The organism is Mycobacterium paraffinicum (assembly GCF_001907675.1).
Classification (GTDB): Bacteria; Actinomycetota; Actinomycetes; order Mycobacteriales; family Mycobacteriaceae; genus Mycobacterium; species Mycobacterium paraffinicum_A.
Genome location: NZ_MPNT01000002.1, coordinates 237,854 through 258,154, shown reverse-complemented (window position 1 = coordinate 258,154; position 20,301 = coordinate 237,854). Strand labels below are relative to the sequence as shown.

General features: G+C 69.4%; 16 protein-coding genes and 1 tRNA gene. 10 read left to right on the top strand and 7 right to left on the bottom strand.

The window, feature by feature from the left end:
• Positions 1 to 26 precede the first annotated feature (26 nt).
• Genes BRW65_RS03925 through BRW65_RS03915 form a run of 3 tightly spaced genes read left to right on the top strand, consistent with a single transcriptional unit; the run spans position 27 to position 2,793 of the window.
• A complete protein-coding gene (locus BRW65_RS03925; RefSeq protein WP_073871467.1) occupies positions 27 to 812 on the top strand; it encodes a prolipoprotein diacylglyceryl transferase in 786 nt (261 codons plus the stop codon).
• Positions 809 to 1,249 carry a hypothetical protein gene (locus BRW65_RS30865; RefSeq protein WP_084187695.1) on the top strand — a complete coding sequence of 147 codons (441 nt, stop codon included), beginning with the start codon at positions 809 to 811 and terminating at the stop codon, positions 1,247 to 1,249. Before BRW65_RS03925 ends, BRW65_RS30865 begins: the two co-directional genes overlap by 4 nt.
• A gap of 5 nt (positions 1,250 to 1,254) precedes the next feature.
• The gene (locus BRW65_RS03915; RefSeq protein ID WP_073871756.1) at positions 1,255 to 2,793 is read left to right on the top strand and encodes a radical SAM protein; all 1,539 of its coding nucleotides are present in this window, start codon (positions 1,255 to 1,257) and stop codon (positions 2,791 to 2,793) included.
• Here BRW65_RS03915 and BRW65_RS03910 read toward each other — a convergent pair.
• Positions 2,790 to 3,827, bottom strand: a complete 1,038-nt coding sequence (locus BRW65_RS03910; RefSeq protein WP_073871465.1) for a PAS domain-containing protein — start codon at positions 3,825 to 3,827, stop codon at positions 2,790 to 2,792. The two genes, BRW65_RS03915 and BRW65_RS03910, sit on opposite strands and share 4 nt — an antisense overlap.
• Before the next feature lie 306 nt (positions 3,828 to 4,133).
• Entirely contained in the window at positions 4,134 to 6,476 is a 2,343-nt protein-coding gene (locus BRW65_RS03905) for a DEAD/DEAH box helicase (protein WP_073871754.1), read from the bottom strand.
• Positions 6,477 to 6,725: 249 nt separating this feature from the next.
• Here BRW65_RS03905 and cspA point away from each other — a divergent pair, with 249 nt between their 5' ends.
• From cspA to topA, 3 genes are all read left to right on the top strand, one after another.
• Positions 6,726 to 6,929, top strand: coding sequence for a cold shock protein CspA (cspA, locus tag BRW65_RS03900; RefSeq protein WP_007772268.1), 204 nt, complete (start codon positions 6,726 to 6,728; stop codon positions 6,927 to 6,929).
• Between the two features lie 147 nt (positions 6,930 to 7,076).
• On the top strand, positions 7,077 to 7,667 hold the full coding sequence (locus tag BRW65_RS03895; protein WP_073871463.1) for a hypothetical protein: 591 nt from the start codon (positions 7,077 to 7,079) through the stop codon (positions 7,665 to 7,667).
• Between the two features lie 193 nt (positions 7,668 to 7,860).
• Positions 7,861 to 10,653: a type I DNA topoisomerase gene (topA, locus tag BRW65_RS03890; protein ID WP_073871461.1), complete on the top strand. Its 2,793-nt coding sequence runs from the start codon at positions 7,861 to 7,863 to the stop codon at positions 10,651 to 10,653.
• A 3-nt stretch (positions 10,654 to 10,656) separates the two neighbouring features.
• Here the strand turns inward: topA and BRW65_RS03885 are convergent, their stop codons facing one another.
• Positions 10,657 to 12,366: an adenylate/guanylate cyclase domain-containing protein gene (locus tag BRW65_RS03885; protein WP_432206394.1), complete on the bottom strand. Its 1,710-nt coding sequence runs from the start codon at positions 12,364 to 12,366 to the stop codon at positions 10,657 to 10,659.
• Positions 12,367 to 12,436: 70 nt separating this feature from the next.
• On the opposite strand from BRW65_RS03885, the gene BRW65_RS03880 reads away from it, so the two are divergent.
• Both BRW65_RS03880 and BRW65_RS03875 read left to right on the top strand, forming a co-directional pair.
• The gene (locus tag BRW65_RS03880; protein WP_073871459.1) at positions 12,437 to 13,654 is read left to right on the top strand and encodes a DNA polymerase III subunit delta'; all 1,218 of its coding nucleotides are present in this window, start codon (positions 12,437 to 12,439) and stop codon (positions 13,652 to 13,654) included.
• A 54-nt stretch (positions 13,655 to 13,708) separates the two neighbouring features.
• Positions 13,709 to 13,784: transfer RNA gene (locus tag BRW65_RS03875), tRNA-Thr, on the top strand.
• 226 nt (positions 13,785 to 14,010) lie between these two features.
• Here BRW65_RS03875 and BRW65_RS03870 read toward each other — a convergent pair.
• Positions 14,011 to 15,819 (bottom strand): hypothetical protein, encoded by a 1,809-nt coding sequence (locus BRW65_RS03870; RefSeq protein WP_167373991.1) that lies wholly within the window; start codon positions 15,817 to 15,819, stop codon positions 14,011 to 14,013.
• Here BRW65_RS03870 and BRW65_RS03865 point away from each other — a divergent pair.
• Positions 15,785 to 16,729 carry an NAD-dependent epimerase/dehydratase family protein gene (locus tag BRW65_RS03865; protein ID WP_139272842.1) on the top strand — a complete coding sequence of 315 codons (945 nt, stop codon included), beginning with the start codon at positions 15,785 to 15,787 and terminating at the stop codon, positions 16,727 to 16,729. The genes BRW65_RS03870 and BRW65_RS03865 overlap by 35 nt on opposite strands.
• Positions 16,730 to 16,743: 14 nt before the next feature.
• Here the strand turns inward: BRW65_RS03865 and BRW65_RS03860 are convergent, their stop codons facing one another.
• Genes BRW65_RS03860 through BRW65_RS03850 form a run of 3 tightly spaced genes read right to left on the bottom strand, consistent with a single transcriptional unit; the run spans position 16,744 to position 19,102 of the window.
• Complete coding sequence (locus BRW65_RS03860) at positions 16,744 to 17,103, bottom strand: DUF2304 domain-containing protein (RefSeq protein WP_073871457.1); 360 nt, start codon at positions 17,101 to 17,103, stop codon at positions 16,744 to 16,746.
• Positions 17,100 to 17,801, bottom strand: a complete 702-nt coding sequence (locus BRW65_RS03855; protein ID WP_073871455.1) for a glycosyltransferase family 2 protein — start codon at positions 17,799 to 17,801, stop codon at positions 17,100 to 17,102. The genes BRW65_RS03860 and BRW65_RS03855 overlap by 4 nt, the downstream gene beginning before the upstream one ends.
• Positions 17,802 to 17,824: 23 nt before the next feature.
• Positions 17,825 to 19,102 carry a hypothetical protein gene (locus tag BRW65_RS03850; protein ID WP_073871453.1) on the bottom strand — a complete coding sequence of 426 codons (1,278 nt, stop codon included), beginning with the start codon at positions 19,100 to 19,102 and terminating at the stop codon, positions 17,825 to 17,827.
• A gap of 76 nt (positions 19,103 to 19,178) precedes the next feature.
• Here BRW65_RS03850 and BRW65_RS03845 point away from each other — a divergent pair, with 76 nt between their 5' ends.
• Positions 19,179 to 20,279: a DUF475 domain-containing protein gene (locus tag BRW65_RS03845; protein ID WP_432206396.1), complete on the top strand. Its 1,101-nt coding sequence runs from the start codon at positions 19,179 to 19,181 to the stop codon at positions 20,277 to 20,279.
• The last annotated feature ends 22 nt before the right edge of the window (positions 20,280 to 20,301 follow it).

Here is a 20,301-nt window from a genome sequence, read left to right as displayed (position 1 = left end):
CTGACCGGACGTAATAGTCTGTCGGCGTGGTGCCCCAGTGGCGGATCGGCCCGGTGATGCTGCCGGTGCACGGTGTCTTCGTGGCGCTCGGCGTCCTAGCCGCCGCGGTCGTGTTCATCATCGAAGCCCGCCGGCGTGGAGCCGTCAACGAGCAATCGCTGGTGGCGGTGACCGGCGCCCTCGTGGGCGGCGCGGTGGGAATGCGCCTGTCCGGCTGGGCGGAGCATCTGGACGTCCGCCTCAACCCGACATTGCTGCAGGCGTGGGAATTCGGATCGCGCAGCATCCTGGGCGGCCTGCTCGGCGCCTACCTCGGCGTGCTGATCGCCAAGCGGATCGGCGGTTACACCGGCAAGACCGGCGACCTGTTCGCTCCCGCGGTCGCCCTCGGCATGGCGATCGGACGGGTGGGCTGTCACCTCACCGAAGCCCCCGGACGCCCGACCAACCTGCCATGGGGGGTGCATGCCCCCGCCGGCGTGCCCAAGTGCCCGGGCTGCCTCACCGGCGCGGCGATGCACCCGTCGTTCCTCTACGAAATCGCTTTCCAGCTGGCCGCATTCGTCGTGCTGCTGTGGCTGCGGAACCGGGTGAGCCACCCGGGTGAGCTGTTCGTCCTCTATGTGGCGGGATACGCGGTGTTCCGGTTTGTCGTCGAGTTCGTCCGGGCCAACGAGACGGTGTGGCTGGGCCTGACCCGGCCGCAGTGGTTCCTGCTGCCCTCGCTGCTCGTCATCGCCGTCAGGCTGCGCGCGGGATATCGGCGGGGCCATTACGACGCCGTGTTGCGGCGGGAGGCGGTTGCCACATGACGAACCCACCGCCCGGCCCGCCCCCGCCGGAGGGCTGGCGGCCCCCCGAGTGGCCCCCTCCCGGCTATCCCTATCACCCGAACCAGCCATACCCGGCCTGGCAACCGCAACCGCCGCAGCGCAAGCCGAGCAGCGGGGAGGTCTTCGGCGCGGCCATCGCCGGGATAGCCCTGTACGTCGGGATCAACGTGGTCGTCGGCCCGCTGGTGTTGTTCGGGCTCGCCAACACGATCGCGCCGAAGGCCGCCTTCGCGACCGGAGCCGTCATGCTCGGGCTCATCGCCTTCGGCGGCGGGGGAGCGCTGTTGTTCGTCAAGGGAAGCGCGTGGGCGAGGGGGATCGGCATGGGATTGATGATCGGCTGGGCGCTCAGCTCCATTTTCACCGTCGGCATCTGCACCGGATTGAACCCGGTGCTGTACCACATCACCCGATGAGCGGCATGGAACTGCGCGGTGACCGAATCCACCGCTACGTGAACGCCTTTTGCCCCCAATGTCACGCCGAACGACCCGATCGCCCGTTGGGCGAGGTGGCACGGCTCAGCGGCTGGCTCGCCGTGCGAGACGACCAGGTCTGGCTCGAACGTGGCTGTCCCAGGCACGGACTCGTTCGGACGCTGTACGACGAGGACCCCGAAATCCTTGCCTACCTCGAGGAGTGGACCGCTCCCACCAAGGCCCACGTCCCCGATGCCCCGGATAACTTCGACCCGATCCCGTCGGCCTACTTGCGCGGCCTGCCACCAATGCAGACCCAGCACACCTGCATCCTGCTGGAGGACGTCGCCGCGACCTGCAACCTGCGCTGCCCGACGTGCTTCGCCGACTCCTCGCCGGACCTGCGCGACGTCGTCGCGGTCGGCGATGTGCTGGCCAACGTCGACCAGCGGATCGAACGCGAGAACGGCCGCCTCGACGTGGTGATGCTCAGCGGTGGCGAACCCAGCCTGCATCCGCAGCTGCCGGAGTTGCTCACCGAGCTGAGTTCGCGGCCGATCACGCGAATCCTGTTGAACACCAACGGCGTCCGGATAGCCCAGGATGACGGGCTGCTCGACCTGCTCACCGAGCACCGCGAACGCGCCGAGGTCTACCTGCAATACGATGGCCTCTCGCCGGCCGCGCACCGCCACCACCGTGGCGGTGACCTGTCCCGCGTCAAGCGGACGGCGTTGCTCCGGCTCTCCGAGCGCGAAATCTTCACCACACTGGTGATGACGGCGGCCCTTGATGTCAACGACGACGAGATCGGCGATGTCGTCAAGCTCGCGCTGGACACGCCGTACGTCGGAGGCGTCTGCATCCAGCCGCAATTCGCCTCCGGGCGTTCCGATCTCATCGACCCGGGCAGGCGGCTCACCCATACCGGCGTGCTGAAGCGGTTGGGCCCGCAGACCGGTGGCCTGATCACCTGGCGGGACCTGACCGCGCTGCCGTGCTCGCATCCGCACTGCTGTTCGGTCGGCTACGTGCTCCGCGACGACAACGGGCAATGGCGTTCGCTGGTCGCACTGATAGGCCACGACAACCTCAAGGACAAGCTCGGGCTGGTCGCCAACCGGATCGCCGACTCCGACATCCCCCGGGAGTTGCGCCTGGCCGTGCGGGAGTCGCTGATGGGCTTGCTGTCGGAGCAGTCCTCGCTGTCGCATCCGCAGATGTCGGACGTGTGGCGCATGATCTGCCAGAACTGCGACCTCGGCATGGCGACGTTGCTGACCGTGGCGTCCGCCGCGCTGCCCGGCCGGCGGCGCCAACTGCGGCGGATGCTGGGCGAGCGGGTCGTGCGCATCACGGTCAAACCGTTCATGGACATGTCGACGATGATCGAAGAGCGGCTGGTGCAGTGCTGCGTGCACGTCGGCACTCGTTCGTCGCAGGACCAGTGCGCGCCGTTCTGCGCGGTGCAGGCCTGGCCGCAGCTCGCCGGCCAGCGTCTCTCGGTGGCCGCCGAGCGCCTGCTGCCCGTGGTCGGTTAGCCGGCCGACCCGGGGCCGCCCGCGAGCCCCGAAGCGGCGAGTTCCTCCTCGGAGGGCAACCGCAGCGACACCAGGCCGGCGTAGGTATCCGGTTCGAGCTCCACCCTGTTGACCGTGACGTGTACCGGCACCCAGTCCTCGTGATTGCCCGGCATGCGCAGCACCCGGCTCGTGGGACCGTGAGCGAATTCCTCCGTCATCGACGCCACCAGGTGTTGATCGTCGGGATGGACCTTCGGTTTGCCCGTCTCACTGCCCCGCCAGTCGTAGAAGGTGCAGGGCTCGTCCAGCCATTTCAGCAGCGCCCAGTTCTTGAGGTCGATGAGCGCCCGGTGCACGCCTGCCTGGGCCAGTCCGCTCAGGATCCGTTGCGCCAGATCGTCGGTCGACACCGCAGGGCCCTTGAGCTCGGCGCGCCAATTGATCGCCCGGGCGACCAGATGATCCCGGCTGTCGGGCCCCTCTTCCAAGCCGGTCCGCGCGACGAAGCCGATCCGCATGGGATTGCCCTGCCAGTCGGTGAGATCCCAAGTGCTGCATATGGTTTGGTCCGGCTTGGCCTTGACGGCCATGGCGAGGACCTTGGTCTCGTTGGGATTGAGGTCCCGAGAGGGAAGATCTTCGGCGAACGCCCTGCCGAAGGTGACCTCGACCTCGGGATTCTTTCCGCTGTTCACCAACGACTCCCGGGTATCGGTGGCGACGCCCTGGGTCAGGTCCCACTTCAGCGGACCGGGGATCGGGCGCTCCGGCGGTTCGACGTCGGCGGGGCCGGTCCACACGTGCACCCCGTGGATGTAGCCGTCGGACATCACCACCGGCTCGGTGCGAATCACGCGGTCACGCTTGGGCGTGATGCTGGTCAAGCTCTGCCCCGTCTGCACCGTCTCGGCGATCGCCGTCCGGACCGCGGAGAGATAGGGACTGCGGCGCAAGAAGGTGGTGATGGGCACGAGGTTCTTGAGTTGGCGCCCCTGCGCCACCACGGTGGGTTCACCCCCCAGCGTCTCCACGAGCAACCAGTCGTGGCCCATGAGGGCGATTTTACGGCGAGGGCCCGAGTCGCGGAGAGTTCGGGCCTACCGGCAGCCCCGGAACCGGGCGCTGAAAACGCTATCGTTCTCTGCGCCAACGCCTTCGGGCCACAACACCGATGCCGATGAAGTTGCCATGTCGCCGCGGCCTTGATAGTTTGCTGCTGCGCCCGCGTGGCCGGGCCGCCAACCGCTCACCGGTGAGCGTTCGTTTGATCGTGCGACAGCACGCCGCCATTTCTTAAGCAGCAGGAAACGCGGTAGGACAGAGCATATCCGCGGGGTCGACCGTCGAGGGGTCGGTCGTCATCCGCCGGGTTGCTCGGTGCGCGGCAGCTGCGCCAGGACGAGTTCCAGCACCCGCACCGCACCCGCCTTGTCGAGCGGGTCGTTGCCGTTGCCGCACTTGGGGGACTGCACGCACGACGGACATCCCCGCGGGCACTCGCACGCCTCGATGGCGGCGGCGGTGGCGCTCAGCCACGTGCCCACCTTGCGATAGCCACGCTCGGCGAACCCGGCGCCGCCCGGATAGCCGTCGTACACGAAGACGCTGGGCAGACCGGCCGGATCCGGCCCCACCGCCGTGGACAGGCCGCCGATGTCGCCACGATCGCAGCTGGCCACCAACGGCAGCAGGCCGATCGCCGCGTGCTCCGCGGCATGTAACGACCCGGGGATTCGAGGCGCATCAATACCTTTGCGCAGCAACGCTTCTGCGGTGATGGTGTACATCACCGCGGTGGTCGCCAGCGTCTGTTCCGGCATGTCCAACTCGATGAAGTCGATCACTTCCCCGGAGAGCCGCCGGCGCAGGTAGCCCACCACCTGGTGGGTGACGGTGACCGGCACCAGCCCCAGGGTGACGGGGCCGAACTGCGCGCGTTCGCCCGTACCGGTGACGGCGATGTCGGTGATTTCGCGCGCGAATGTGGCGTAACCGGGGTCCTCGGCGTGCACGAAGGCGATCGCGTCGTCGAGGTCAAGCGAGTCGACGACGTAGCTCTCGCCCTGATGCAAGTAGACCGCGCCCGGGTGGACCGACGCCGGGGCCTGTCCGACGCCGGTGCTGCCCAGGAGCCGCCCGGTGTCGGCCTCCACGATGACGATCTGGCCGCCCGCCGATCCCCGGATGTCCACGGCGGCATGCGGTTCTAGGCCGGGCGCGGGGAAGTACTTGCCGCTACGGCGGCGCAGTAGGCCGTCGTCGAGCAGGGCCTCGGCCACCTCGGTGGCACCGAAGTCACGCACTTCCGCTTCGTCGAGCGGCATTTCGGTTGCGGCGCAAAGCAGTTGGGGACCCAGGAGGTAAGGGTTGCCGGGATCGATCACCACCCGCTCGACGGGTTTGTCCAGCAGCGCCGCGGGGTTGTGGACCAGGTAGGTGTCGAGCGGGTCGTCGCGAGCGATCAGCACGACCAGCGCGCCCTGCCCGCGCCGGCCCGACCGGCCGGCCTGCTGCCAGAACGAGGCGACGGTCCCGGGGAACCCGGCGAGCACCACCGCGTCCAGCCCCGCGATGTCGACACCCAACTCCAGGGCGTTGGTGGTGGCCAGGCCCCGCAACCGGCCCTCCGCGAGGGCGCGTTCCAGGGCGGTGCGGTCCTCGGCGAGATAGCCGGCCCGATAGGAGGCCACCTTGCCGGAGAGCTCCGGGGCGATGTCGTCCAGTCGCGCCTGGGTGCCCAGCGCGGTCAATTCCGCGGCGCGGCGTGACCGCACGAACGTCAGCGTCTGCGCCCCCTCGGCGATCAGGTCGGCCATCACCCGCGCCGCCTCCGCACCGGCGGAGCGGCGCACCGGCGCCCCGTTCTCGCCGAGCAGATCGGGCCGCAGCGCCGGTTCCCACAACGCCACCGTCCGGGCGCCCTGGGGCGAACCGTCCTCGGTGACCTCCTCGACCGGATGCCCGATGAGTTCGGCAGCCGTCGCGCCCGGCGCGTCCGTCGTCGCGCTGGCGAAGATCACCGTGGGCCCGGAACCCGGAAGAGCCGAGTACCGCGCGCACAACCGCAGCAACCGGCGCAGCACCATCGCCACGTTGGAACCGAAAACCCCACGGTAGTAATGGCATTCGTCGACGATAACGAACCGCAGGCCCCGCAGCAGCACCGCCCAGCGGGCGTGGTTGCGCAGGATCGACAGATGGATCATGTCGGGATTGGAAAACAGCCATCGGGAACGCTCGCGCGCAAAGCGCCGGACTTCCGGCGGGCTGTCGCCGTCGTAGGCGGTCGGCGCGACGTCATGGCACCGCGGGACGGCGGCCGTCAGCGCATGCGCGGCCCGCAACTGGTCGTGCCCCAGCGCCTTCGTCGGCGACAGATACAGCACCCGGGCGCGCGGATCGGTGGCCAGCGCGTTGAGGACGGGAAGCTGATAGGCCAGCGATTTGCCCGACGCGGTGCCCGTGCTCACCACCACATGGCGGCCGTCGTGAGCCAGTTCCGCCGCAGCCGACTGGTGTGACCAGGGCGAACTGACGCCTCGGTCGGTGAAGGCGCGAATCACGTCGGGCTCGGCCCACGCCGGCCAGCTGTGCGGGCGGCCGCTTCGCGGCGGCAGCTCGGCGACGTGACGCAACGGGTGCTCGTCGGTGGCGGTACCGGCGAGCGCGGCGGCGAGCAGCTCGCTGCCGAAACTCGCCAAGTTCACACCCTCCTTACACGCCCCGACGGCGCAAGTCTGTCGCCGAAGCGATGAACATGGTTGACTATTTGCGGTCGCAGCTTCTGTGTTCGTGTCAAACTTTCGCAGGATCGACGTTGCGGCCGCGGTTCCTGCGAGGTTAATCGGTCGGGTGAAGTTCCGGCGACTGAGCGAGGTATGGCGGTCGTACCAGGCCCGGGGCATCGAAAAGCGATGCCCCGCACCCAGAAGAAAAGGAAAGATCGAGAGATGCCACAGGGAACTGTGAAGTGGTTCAACGCGGAGAAGGGCTTCGGGTTCATTGCCCCCGAAGACGGCTCCGCCGACGTGTTTGTCCACTACACGGAGATCCAGGGTTCGGGCTTCCGCACCCTCGAAGAAAACCAGAAGGTCGAGTTCGAAATCGGCCACAGCCCTAAGGGCCCCCAGGCCACCGGAGTCCGCTCCCTGTAAAGGACGAGCCGAATCTCCACGAACCCCCCGTGCAGTCCCGCCTAGCGGGCCCGCCGGGGGGTTTTCGTATTTGGGCTGGTTTGCGAAACCGCCGCCGCGCCGGTCACCTCAAGACGCGGATGGCGGACCTGGCCTACTGTCGGTGGCGTGAGCCAGCTTTCCTTCTTCACGGCGGAGTCGGTGCCCCCCGCGGTCGCCGATCTCTCCGGGGTGCTGGCGGCCTCCGGTCAGATCGTGATGGTCGGCGGCCCGGAGGGGCAGGGCGCGCGACTTTCCGTGGTGGTGGATCAGGCCTGGCGCGCGGCCGCGTTGGCCGAGATGATCCGCGAGGCGGGGCTGGAACCCGAGATCTGCCGGACCGACGAGGACACCCCGCTGGTGCGGACGGCGGTGACCCCGGCATTGGTGAGCCTGGCCGCCGAATGGACGCGCGGGGCGGTCAAGACGGTTCCGCCGCGCTGGCTGCCCGGCCCGCGTGAATTGCGGGCCTGGACGCTGGCGGCCGGTCACCCGGAGGGCGACCATTACCTGTTGGGTCTCGATCCCCACGCGCCCGATACCCATTCCCCGCTGGCGTCGGCTTTGATGCGGGTCGGAATCGCGCCGACATTGATTGGCACCCGCGGCGGCCGCCCGGCGCTGCGGATCAGCGGTCGTCGTCGGCTGTCGCGCCTGGTAGAGAACGTGGGCGAAGCCCCCGACGGCGTGGATGCGTCAGCCGTCTGGCCGCGGGTATAACCGCGGAAAAAGATTTGTGTTGTGGGCGGTCGGTTTGCGAAGTCGCGCCCAAGGGTGCGAAATTGTCAGGTGCCCGAAGGCGAAGGAACGCTGGCGTATCTGAATTTCCGCGGAATTTCTGACGCTCGCCTGTCATTCTTCTGCGGGGCGGCCTCGCAGGGGGGCCGAGATCAAGGATGGAGCGTAAGCGTAGTTGGCCGACCCGAATCTCAAGGACCGCGAAAGCGGCCGGGCTGGGAGCCGTAGGCGACTCGTCATCGTCGAGTCGCCCACCAAGGCCCGCAAATTGGCCGGCTACCTGGGCTCCAACTACATAGTGGAGTCCTCCCGCGGCCACATCCGGGACCTGCCCCGCGCCGCGGCCGACGTGCCCGCGAAGTACAAGTCGGAGCCGTGGGCGCGGCTCGGCGTCAACGTCGACCACGACTTCGAGCCGCTCTACATCATCAGCCCGGAGAAGAAGAGCACCGTCAGCGAACTGAAGGGCCTGCTCAAAGGCGTCGACGAGCTCTATCTGGCCACGGATGGTGACCGCGAGGGCGAAGCCATCGCCTGGCACTTGCTGGAAACCCTGAAGCCGAACATCCCGGTCAAGCGGATGGTGTTCCACGAAATCACCGAGCCGGCCATCCTCGAGGCCGCCGAAAACCCCCGCGACCTCGACATCGACCTGGTCGACGCGCAGGAGACCCGCCGCATCCTGGACCGGCTGTACGGCTACGAGGTCAGCCCGGTCCTGTGGAAGAAGGTCGCGCCCAAGCTGTCGGCCGGCCGGGTCCAGTCGGTGGCCACCCGCATCATCGTGCAGCGGGAACGCGACCGGATGGCGTTCCGCAGCGCCTCCTACTGGGACATCCTGGCCCGGCTGGACGCCAGCGTGTCCGACCCGCAGGCCGCACCGCCCACCTTCACGGCCCGGCTGGCAGGCGTCGACGGCCTGCGGGTGGCCACCGGCCGCGACTTCGACTCGCTGGGCCAGCTGCGCAAGGCCGACGAGGTGACCGTGCTGAACGAGGCCCAGGCGACCGAGCTGGCCGCCGGGCTGCGCGGCGCCCAGCTGTCGGTCGCCTCGGTGGAGGAGAAGCCGTACACCCGCCGGCCCTACGCGCCGTTCATGACATCGACGCTGCAGCAGGAGGCGGGCCGCAAGCTGCGGTTCTCGTCCGAGCGCACCATGAGCATCGCGCAGCGGCTCTACGAGAACGGCTACATCACCTATATGCGTACCGACTCGACGACGCTGTCGCAGTCGGCGATCAACGCCGCGCGCACCCAGGCGCGTCAGCTCTACGGCGAGGAGTACGTCTCGCCGTCGCCGCGGCAGTACACCCGCAAGGTGAAGAACGCCCAGGAGGCGCACGAGGCCATCCGGCCCGCCGGTGAGGCGTTCGCCACCCCGGACGCGGTGCGCCGCGAGCTCGACGGCGACGAATTCCGGCTCTACGAGCTGATCTGGCAGCGCACCGTGGCCTCGCAGATGGCCGACGCGCGCGGGACGACGCTGAGCCTGCGCATCAACGGTAATTCCGGGGGGCGCGACGTGGTGTTCTCGGCCAGCGGGCGCACCATCACCTTCGCCGGCTTTTTGAAGGCCTACGTGGAGACCGTCGACGAACTGGCCGGCGGGGAGGCAGATGACGCCGAAAGCCGGTTGCCGCAGCTGACGCAGGGCCAGCGGCTGGACGCCATCGAGCTCACCCCCGACGGCCACGCCACCAACCCCCCGGCGCGCTACACCGAGGCATCGCTGGTGAAGGCGCTCGAGGAGCTGGGCATCGGCCGGCCGTCGACGTACTCGTCGATCATCAAGACCATCCAGGACCGCGGTTACGTGCACAAGAAGGGCAGCGCACTGGTGCCCTCCTGGGTCGCGTTCGCCGTAACCGGTTTGCTGGAACAGCATTTCGGCCGGCTCGTCGACTACGGCTTTACCGCCGCGATGGAAGACGAGCTGGACGCGATCGCCTCTGGGCAGGAGCGGCGCACCGACTGGCTCAACCGCTTTTACTTCGGCGGCGACCACGGGGTGGCCGATTCGGTGGCGCGCTCCGGCGGCCTCAAGAAACTCGTCGGCGTCAACCTCGAAGGCATCGACGCGCGAGAAGTCAACTCCATCAAGCTTTTTGACGACGAGCAGGGTCGGCCCGTGTATGTCCGCGTGGGCAAGAACGGCCCTTACCTCGAGCGCATGGTGGCGGGCGACGACGGCGAGCTGGTGCCGCAACGGGCCAACCTCAACGACTCGCTGACGCCCGACGAGCTGACGCTCGAGGTGGCCGAGCAGCTGTTCGCCACGCCGCAAGAGGGACGCACGTTGGGCGTCGACCCGGAGACGGGCCATGAGATCGTCGCCAAGGACGGTCGTTACGGGCCGTACGTGACCGAGGTCCTGCCACCACCGCCCGACGAGGAGGGCGGCGCCCCGGCGAAGAAGGGGAAGAAGCCCACCGGGCCCAAGCCGCGCACCGGTTCGCTGTTGCGCAGCATGGACCTGCAGACCGTCACCCTCGAGGACGCGCTGAAGTTGCTGTCGCTGCCCCGGGTGGTCGGCGTCGACCCGCAGACCGGTGAGGAGATCACCGCGCAGAATGGCCGCTACGGCCCATACCTGAAGCGCGGCACCGATTCTCGTTCGCTGGCAACCGAGGAGCAGATCTTCGAGATCACGTTGGAGGAGGCGCTGAAGATCTACGCCGAGCCCAAGCGTCGCGGCAGGCAGGGGGCCGCCGCGCCGCCGTTGCGGGAACTGGGCGCCGACCCGGCGACCGGCAAGCCGATGGTGATCAAGGACGGCCGGTTCGGGCCCTACGTCACCGACGGCGAGACCAACGCGAGCCTGCGCAAGGGCGACGACGTCCTGTCGATCACCGACGAGCGCGCCGCCGAACTGCTGGCCGACCGGCGGGCGCGGGGCCCGGTGAAGCGGCCCGCGAAGAAGGCGGCCCGCAAGAAGCCGCCGGCCAAGAAGGCCGCCAAGCGCGACTAGGTGTTAGTAGCCGGGGCCGATCGACTCGCTGTGCAGCTCGTCGGCGGACCGTACGGGTTGGGAGTCCGTGGATCCGGCCAGCTTCACCGGCCGGGCCAGCTGGGTGGGGGCGGTGCGGCCACGCAGCTCGACCACCTCGCCGACGTCCCAGCACAAGGCCTCGGCGTCCAGCGCGCCGCTGACCGCGATCGCCGACGCCAGCACATGGCCGGACTCCAGCTTGGCCAGCTCGGTCAGCCGGGCGGCCTCGTTGACCGGGTCGCCGATCACCGTGTACTCGAAGCGGGCCTGCGCGCCGATGTGCCCGGCGATCGCCCTGCCCGCCGACACCCCGATCCCGAATTCCGCCGACCCGATCACGGGGAGGAGCTCGTCGTGCAGCTCGCGGGCGGCGGCGAGCGCACCGCCCGAAGCGTCGGGATGTTCGATCGGCGCACCGAAGATGGCCAGCGCGGCGTCGCCCTGGAACTTGTTGACGAAACCGCCGTGCCGGCCGACGGTCTCTACCACCACCCGGAAGAACTCGTTGAGCAGGTGGACCACCTCGGCGGGCGGTCGGGTCGCGGCGAGCTGGGTGGAGCCGACCAGGTCGACGAACAGGACCGCGACGTGGCGCTCCTGGCCGCCCAATTCGGTGCCGCGCTCGAGGGCCCGGCGGGCCACGTCTTCGCCGACGTAGCGACCGAACAGGTCACGCAGCCGCTGCCGCTCGGACAGGTCGCGCACCATGTCGTTGAAGCCGGCCTGCAGCAGGCCCAGCTCGCTGGCGTCGTAAATCTGCATGTGCGCGTTGTAATTTCCGCGCTGAACCTCCGACAGCGCCCACCGCAGCTGGCGCAGCGGGTCGGCGATCGACATGGCCACCAGCAGGGTGCTGACGAAGCCGATGCCCAGCGCCGCCAGCGCCAGCAACAGGATCGGCGTGAACAGCTTCTCCGGGGTGGCGTGCAGCAGGGACGCCTTGTCCGCCACCACCGCCAGCACGATGGCCAGTACCGGCACGGCGGTGGACAGCATCCACGTCAGGATCTGCCGCAGGATGACACCCGGCGCCTGGACGTTCTCGGGGACGCCGCTGCGCAGGGCGGCCACGGCAACCGGCCGCAGCACCCGCTCGGACTGCAGGTAGCCGATGATGGCGGTCGCCGCCGCGCCGAGCCCGGTGGCGACCGCCACGACGGGCGCCGAGTACCGGGACACCGACCAGCTGGCGATGATGAACACCACCCCGCCGATGCACCAGGCCACCATGCTGATCAGCGTGCGGTAGAAGGGCATTCGCAGGGCGCGGCTGCGGGCCAGCTCGGTGGCGGTGGGGTCGGACTCGGCCAGCAGGTTGTCGCGGCGCTGCCAGCGGAACACCGGCATCAGCAGCTTCAGGTTCACCATCCAGCCGGCCAGGAAGAGCACCACCAGCGCGGTCCCGAAGACCGCCAGGTTGCGCACGGGCAGATCCTGCAGCTGGATGCGATCTTCGGGTGGCAGCGCATAGCGCAGGAAGCCGAGCACGAAGAGGGCGCCGATGATGTCGGCCTGCAGCATGCTCAGCGAGAAGAGCGGCCACGGGGTGCGCACCACCCACCGGACGAATCCGCTGATCCGCCCGGGCAGTGCTGCCGGTGTCGCCACGATCCCACCGTATCGGTCAGCAGGGACTTGTCGGAAACTTACAACGAACTCGACGCGTCCCCATCTGGGCCGAAAAGCGGGCAAATGTAACGGGATTGTCGCGATACGGTGGCCGATCGGTATATGTCGGCGGTGGTGGCTACTGTTACCGGTGATGTCCGGGGTGTTTACGCGGCTGGTAGGCCAGGATGTGGTCACGGCCGAATTGCTCGCCGCCGCCAGGGCGGCCCGTGGTGACCTGGTTCACAGCGACGCGGGCGGCGGGACTATGACACATGCCTGGCTGATCACGGGTCCCCCCGGGTCGGGGCGCTCGGTCGCGGCGCTGTGCTTCGCCGCCGCGTTGCAGTGCACCTCCGCCGGTGAAGACGGGGAGCCCGGGTGCGGTCAGTGCCGGGCCTGCACGACGACGATGGCCGGCACCCACTCCGACGTTCGCCGGGTGATCCCGGAGGGGCTGTCCATCGGCGTGGACGACATGCGGGCCATCGTGCAGATCGCGTCGCGGCGTCCGGCCACCGGGCACTGGCAGATCGTGGTGGTCGAGGACGCCGACCGCCTCACCGAGGGCGCCGCCAACGCGCTGCTCAAGGTCGTCGAGGAGCCGCCGCCGTCGACGGTGTTCCTGTTGTGCGCGCCGTCGGTGGATCCCGAGGACATCGCCATCACGCTGCGTTCCCGCTGCCGGCACGTCGCGCTGGTCACCCCGCCGACCGAGGCGATCGCCCGCGTGCTGGTGGAGAGGGACGGCCTGAGCCCCGAAACGGCGGACTGGGCGGCGTCGGTCAGCGGTGGCCACGTGGGCCGGGCGCGCCGGCTGGCCACCGATCCGGAGGCCCGGGACCGCCGCGAGCGGGCGCTGGCACTGGTGCGTGACGCCGCGACGCCGTCGCGGGCCTATGCCGCCGCCGAGGAGCTGGTGGCCGCGGCGGAAGCCGAGGCGGTGGTACTCACCGCGGACCGCGCGGAGGCCGAGACCGAGGAGCTGCGGACGGCCCTGGGCGCCGGTGGCACCGGCAAGGGCACCGCCGGGGCGATGCGAGGTGCGGCGGGCGCGATGAAAGACCTCGAGCGGCGGCAGAAGTCGCGTCAGACCCGCGCCTCGCGCGACGCACTGGATCGGGCGCTGATCGACCTGGCGACCTACTTCCGCGATGCGCTGATGGTCTCGGCGGGCGCCGGGTCGGTGCGGCACAACCACCCGGACATGGCCGACCGGGTATCGGCGCTGGCGGCGCATGCCTCGCCCGAGCGGCTGCTGCGCTGCATCGAGGCGGTCCTGGAGTGCCGCGAGGCGTTGGCGATCAACGTCAAACCCAAGTTCGCCGTCGACGCCATGGTGGCCACCTTTGGCCAGGAACTACGCGACTAACTTGGGCGGGCCCGCCCGCCTGCCGTAGACTCGTGCCGCCCGGCGTGCGGGTGTGCCGCCTTAGCTCAGTCGGTAGAGCGATTCACTCGTAATGAATAGGTCGGGGGTTCGATTCCCCCAGGCGGCTCCAAATTTTCCTCGAACGCGTCCGGCGCACGTGGGCGCGCTGCGCGATGGGCGATCCCGTTTCCGGCCCCGCCGACCCGGGTAGGTACACGCAAACACCCCGCCCGGACGGAGAATCGCGTGACCACCGCCGAACAGCCGCCACCAGAAGGCGACCAACAGCCCCCGCAAGCTACCGAGGGCGACGACGAAAAACCCACCACCGAGCGCGACGACGACGCGTCGTCCGGCTAGGCGGGCGCGAGGAAACCCACCGGGCCCGACGCGATGCACAACGCCAGCGCGGTGGTGTTGGCACGCACGGTGATCGCATCCCCGGCGCCCGGCAGGCGGGCGAAGACGCGGTTGAGTCCCGGATGTACGGGCACCTTGGCCTCGGGGCCCTGCGTCAGCGCCAGCGTCATAGTCCCCTCGCTGTTGGCCAAGTAGTTGAGCTCGACGCTCCAGTCCGCGGGCAACAGCGGCCCGTCGAGGACCAGGCGCGCGGGCTTGTCCGGCTGCGCGAAATACCCGCACCGCGGCATGGGTCCCGGCACGATCGTCCGCACCCAGGTCACCCGCGCCTTGACCAGTCGGCCCGAGCTGTCCAGCATCCGCAATCGCGTTGTCGCCGAAGCGAATTCGGGCCTATCCCGCAGCAGGGCGAACAGGTGGCTGGCCAGGTTCTCCGGCGCCGCCACCCGCTGCAGCACCAGCGGATCGACCTCCTGGTCCAGCAACGGCGCCGTCGAGGCCGCGTGCGCCGCGGCCAGATCGGCCCGAGCGTTCTGCAGATACGGCTGGGCCGGGTTGTCGCGCCAACTGGCCAAAAACGTCGCCGTCGAATACAGGCTGCTGGCCACGAACAACGCCGCCAAGCCCAGCGTCACCGCCGCGCGCTTGGGCGAGGCGTTGAGCCAGCGCGGCGCGGCGGGCCGGTTCGGCGCGCACAACGCGACGGCTGCCAGCAGCGCCAGCACGAACACGAGATCCGGGAAATACCGCAGGGTTTGTGCGAGTTCGAGCGCGGTCTGCTTCGACGAGCGCATCAGGTAGATCGGCACCTGGCAGGCGACGGCGTAGCCGGCCGCGGTCACCCAGACCGGCCCGATGCGCTGCTTGCGCAGTAGTGAAACCGCGAGGGTGCCGGCCAGCACCAGCCAGCCGAGCGCCATCACCGACGGCGGGGGCGTCGCCCACGGCGAGGCCGGCGCCCACCGGTCCCAGTGCCACGGCCCGCCGGCCAGCCCGGGCACGATGCCGTGCGTGATCGATCGCGCCAGCAGCTTCGAGGTCATCGCCAGGTCCGAACTCCACCGCCGCTGGTTCACCACCGCCAGATACAGCGCGATCCAGCCAACGGTCAAAGACAGCGTCGCGATCCACAACCGCAGCCCGGCCCGCCACACCGTCCGCAGCGCCGCCCGATCCCCCTGGACGTGGCGCAGCAGCGCGGCCACCGCGAACGCGACGAACGGGATCACCGCGGCCTTCTCGAAGAACAACAGCCCGCCGAAGTAGACCAGCGTCCCGGTCACGGCGTAGCGCGGGCGGCCCGTGCGGACCAGCAGGATCGCGTCAGCGCAGACCCACGCCAACGCCGCCAGCATCGGCAGCGAGTTCAGTGCCGCCGCCCACCACGCGAACCCCGGCACGGCCAGCGGGGTGAACAGCGCGAACGTCAGCGGGATCAGCAGCACCGGTCGCCAGCCCAGCGTGACGTGCAGGGCGCGCAGCAGCGCCAGCGAGGCCAGCAGCTGCAGCACCAGCAGGCTGATCGCCGGACCCGTCCAGTTCAGCGGGGCCAGCCGGATGATGGCGCCGCCGACCAGGAAGGCGCCCGGCATGACGTGGCCGTCGTGGTCGTCGAACAGGTACGCCGGTGACAGCAGATTGTGGGTGCCGGCCTTCCCGATGAGGATCAGGTCGTCCCAATAGAAGTAGCCCCCGAACGCCAGCGCCGCGCGTATGCCCAGCGCAATGGCGATCAGCGCGACGGCCACGGCCGCTATGTATGGTGGGCCGGTGCGCGCACTGGTTACCGGGGCAGCCGGATTCATCGGGTCGACGCTAGTCGACCGCCTCCTGGCCGACGGCCACGCGGTCGTGGGGCTGGACAACTTCGCCACCGGCCGCGCGACCAACCTCGAGCACCTGGCCGACAACCCCTCGCACGTCTTCGTCGAGGCCGACATCGTCACCGCCGATCTGCGGGCGATCCTCGACGAGCACCGGCCCGAGGTGGTGTTCCACCTGGCGGCCCAGATCGACGTGCGGCACTCGGTGGCCGACCCGCAGTTCGACGCCTCGGTCAACGTCGTCGGGACGGTGCGCCTGGCCGAGGCGGCGCGGCAGACGGGGGTGCGCAAAGTCGTGCACACCTCGTCGGGCGGATCCATCTACGGCACCCCGGCGGTGTATCCGACACCCGAATCGGTGCAGCCCGACCCGGCCTCGCCGTACGCCGCCGGGAAGGTGGCCGGCGAGATCTACCTCAACACCTTCCGCCACCTCTACGGCCTGGACTGCTCGCACATCGCGCCGGCCAACGTGTACGGCCCCCGCCAGGACCCGCACGGGGAGGCGGGCGTGGTGGCGATCTTCGCCCAGGCGCTGCTGTCCGGCAAGCCCACCAAGGTGTTCGGCGACGGCGGAAACACCCGCGACTACGTGTTCGTCGACGACGTGGTGGACGCCTTCGTCAAGGCTGCCGGCGAGGCCGGTGGCGGTCAGCGCTTCAACGTAGGCACCGGCGTGGAAACCTCGGACCGGCAACTACATTCGGCGGTGGCCGCCGCGGTCGGCGCGCCCGACGACCCGGAGTTTCACCCGCCGCGCCTGGGCGACCTGAGGCGGTCGTGCCTCGACATCGGTTTGGCCGAACGGGTTTTGGGTTGGCGTCCGCAGGTCGGGCTCGACGATGGCGTGCGTCGCACGGTCGAGTACTTCCGCCAGACACACACTCGTTGACCTTGCGCGGCGGCCTACCCGTTCGACGCGGGTTGAGCGGCGTCGGGCTGCTGAGCGCCCTCCAGCGCCACCGCCCGGGCGAGGCGGGCGTAGCGCAGTTCCAGGTCCTTGAAACGCATGTAGGTGCTGAGCGTGGTGAAGCAGAACGCCATGACGAGCGCATAAAGCATCAGGTCGGTGCCGCGGCGCACCCCGAACCAGTTCGCGACGACCGTGGTGTCGTCGGGCCGCAGCACGGCGTAGACACCGGCCAGCACGAAGACGACGTAGCCGACCTTGACCCAGGCGCGAGACCGCGCGTTCCTGCGGGACCGCAGCAGGTAGACCAGCAGCGCGATGATCGTCCCGATCAGCAGCACCTGGATCCAGTTCATCGTGAAGTCCTCCCTCGCAGGAACCCGTCGAAGATGATGTTGACGCCGTTGAGGAGCGGCTGGCCCTTCGACTTCGAATAATCGGTGTAGAGCACTTCGACCGGTTGTTCGACCACGTGCCAATGGTTTTCGGCGATCAGCATGATGAACTCGTTGGCGTGGCTCATGCCGCTCATGGTGATGTCGAGCGCGTCGGCGACCTTCTTGTTGAAGACACGCAGCCCATTGTTGGTGTCGGTCAGGCCGAGTCGGCGACCGCGCCGGCTCAGCCGCGCGGCGGTCTGCAACACCAGCCGCTTCACGAACGGCGGCCGGGCACCTACCCGGGCGCCGAACCGCGTCCCGATCACGACGTCGACGTCCTCCGCGCACAGCCGGTCGACCATCGCGGCCAGATCCTTGACCCGGTGCTGCCCGTCGCCGTCGAACGTGGCGAAGACCTGCGCGCCAGGCTGTTTGCGCGCGTATTCGACGCCGGTCTGGATGGCCGCACCCTGTCCCAGGTTGATCGGGTGGCGCACCAGGTGGGCACCGGCCCGCCTCGCGATCTCGCCCGTCCCGTCGGTGCTGCCGTCATCCACGCACACGACATTGTCGAAGACCGAACGCACATCGGCGACCACCTCGCCGATGACGGCGGCTTCGTTGAAGGCGGGGATGACGATCCAGGCGCCCGAGTATTTGGCTGCAGTAACCATCTAGCCCACCAGGTTAGCCAGGATCAGCCGGCTAAGCGGTCGGCGCGCGCCAGCGCGACCAGATGAACGCCGATTCCGACCAGCGGGCCGCACAACAAGCCGACCACGGTGCGTGTTTGCAACGCCAGCGGCAGGAGCAGCAGCAGTCCGGATGCCACCGTCGCACCCACCCAGCCCAGCGCGTACGCCCGGTGCAGCGCGGCCGCCACGGCGCCGGCACCGGTGAGTGTCAACATGGCGATCGCCACCGCGGCCGCCGTCAGCCACGCCAGCAGCGCTCCGCTGGCTTGGTACTGCGGCCCGAAAGCGACCCGCAGCAGCCACGGACCTACCGCCCCGGCCGCCAGCACCCCGACCGCGCCGATGCCGCCGATGATCCCGGCCGGGGCGATCAGCGCACGGGTGCGGTCGCTGCGCGCGTCGACGAAATGCGCGATCAGGTTGCCCTGCATGGCCGTCAGCGGCACCAACAGCGGTGCCCGCGTCAACGTCACGGCGAGGATGATCACCCCGCCCTCGGCGCCGAGCTCGGTGCTGGTCAGCTTCAGCAGCACCGGAAACCCCATGACCAGGATCGCGCTGGCGCCCGCCGCGGTGATCGAGTGGGCGGCCCCGCGCAGGAAGGTCTGGGCCCCGCCGGGCGTCAGCAGCCGGGACGCCGCGCGGGCCGACGGCGAGGCGGCCAGCATGATCAGCCACGCGACCGCGCCCGCCACCGTCGCCCACAGGAAGCCGACCAGCCGCCAGCCGAGCACGACGGTCGCGGCCGCGACCGCCACCCGAATGACGGCGTCGGTCACCATCAGCGCCCCGTAGCCGGTCCACCGATCGGTGCCGGCCAGCATGCCCAGCAGGGTGGCGTGCACGCAGAACCCGGCCAGCCCGACACTGAGCAGCGCCACCGACAGCCAGCGTTGCTCGACGAAGACCCGCCCGCTCCACAGCGGCGAACTGCCGGCGATCACGGCGGCGGCGCCCACGCCGACCAGCATGGCGACCCGCAGCGGGTGGGTCCGCGGTTCGCCGGCAACCGGCAAGACCGCGGGGAGGTGGCGGGTCGAGCGGACCTCCCGGGTGGTCTCTTGCAGCAACCCGTTAGCGGCGCCGGTGACGAGGCCGAACGCCCCCCAAAACACGCCGAACACCGAAAAGCCGCCGGGCGCCAGGTTACGGGCGGCAAGGTAGATCACCGCATAACCGCACAGGGCGGTCAGCGCCGTCGCGGTGGCGACCCGGGCCACGCTGCCGCGCGTGATCGGACCGGCACCGGTCGAGGCTTGGGTACCGCCGACTTCGGGCATCGCCACAATATTGAAAATAGTAAGTGGCCGTGGATGCAGGTCTGCGGCGGCGACCGCGGTTCGCTATCGTGGGCGGCTGTCGGAAAGGACCTCGGCCGCCTTGCGCATCTTCGCGATCTCCCTGTTGGTCACCGTGGCGGCCCTCGCGGTCGGATATGCCCACGGCGGCCTGAAGGACCTCTTCCTGCTGCTGGTGCTGGCCACCCTCGAGGTGTCGCTGTCGTTCGACAACGCGATCATCAACGCCGCGATCCTCAAGCAGATGAGCCCGTTCTGGCGGCAGATGTTCCTGACGGTCGGGATTCTCGTCGCCGTGTTCGGGATGCGGTTGCTCTTTCCGCTGCTGATCGTGTGGGCGACCGCGGGCCTCGACCCGGTTCGCGCGATGGAATTGGCGCTGCATCCGCCGCCGCACGGCGCGCTGGAATTCCCCGACGGCTCGCCCAGCTACGAAAAGCTGATCACCGCCGCGCATCCACAGATCGCGGCGTTCGGCGGGACGTTCCTGTTGATGCTGTTTCTGGACTTCGTCTTCCACGACCGAGACATCAAGTGGCTCAAGTGGATCGAGATCCCGTTCGCCCGAATCGGGCGGCTGGGCCAGGTGTCGGTGGCGGTGGCTCTCGTCGTACTGATCCTCGTCGGCACCGGGTTGGCGCACACCGGCGACGAGCGCGCGACGGTGCTGACCGCCGGGCTGTTGGGCCTGGTGACGTACCTGGTCGTCAACGGTCTGAGCCGGGCGTTTCGGCCGCCGGACATCGAGGCGGCGTCGGCGGGGAAGGCGGCCGGCAAGGCCGGCCTGACCATGTTCCTCTATCTCGAGGTGCTCGACGCGGCGTTCTCGTTCGACGGGGTCACCGGCGCCTTCGCGATCACCTCGGACCCGATCGTCATCGCGTTGGGTCTCGGGCTGGTGGGCTCGATGTTCGTCCGGTCCATCACCATCTTCCTGGTGAAGCAGGACGCGCTGGACCGCTACGTGTACCTGGAGCACGGCGCGCACTGGGCGATCGGGGTGCTGGCGGTGATCATGCTGCTGTCCATCGAACCCCGATTCGAGGTTCCCGACGCGGTCACCGCCTCGGTCGGCGTGGTGTTCATCGGGGCCGCGCTTAGCTGGAGCGTGCTGCGCAACCGACGTCAGGCCAGGGCCGCCGCGTCGGCGGCGGTCTAGGCCTCGAATCTGAAATCGGCGT

What these genes read in the sequence shown, in the direction of transcription:
- BRW65_RS30865 (WP_084187695.1), top strand. Translation starts at nt 809, where the DNA reads ATGACGAACCCACCGCCCGGCCCGCCCCCGCCGGAGGGCTGGCGGCCC.
- BRW65_RS03870 (WP_167373991.1), bottom strand. Translation starts at nt 15,819, where the DNA reads ATGAATCCGGCTGCCCCGGTAACCAGTGCGCGCACCGGCCCACCATAC.
- BRW65_RS03855 (WP_073871455.1), bottom strand. Translation starts at nt 17,801, where the DNA reads ATGGTTACTGCAGCCAAATACTCGGGCGCCTGGATCGTCATCCCCGCC.
- BRW65_RS03860 (WP_073871457.1), bottom strand. Translation starts at nt 17,103, where the DNA reads ATGAACTGGATCCAGGTGCTGCTGATCGGGACGATCATCGCGCTGCTG.
- cspA (WP_007772268.1), top strand. Translation starts at nt 6,726, where the DNA reads ATGCCACAGGGAACTGTGAAGTGGTTCAACGCGGAGAAGGGCTTCGGG.
- BRW65_RS03880 (WP_073871459.1), top strand. Translation starts at nt 12,437, where the DNA reads ATGTCCGGGGTGTTTACGCGGCTGGTAGGCCAGGATGTGGTCACGGCC.
- BRW65_RS03910 (WP_073871465.1), bottom strand. Translation starts at nt 3,827, where the DNA reads ATGGGCCACGACTGGTTGCTCGTGGAGACGCTGGGGGGTGAACCCACC.
- BRW65_RS03850 (WP_073871453.1), bottom strand. Translation starts at nt 19,102, where the DNA reads ATGCCCGAAGTCGGCGGTACCCAAGCCTCGACCGGTGCCGGTCCGATC.
- BRW65_RS03915 (WP_073871756.1), top strand. Translation starts at nt 1,255, where the DNA reads ATGGAACTGCGCGGTGACCGAATCCACCGCTACGTGAACGCCTTTTGC.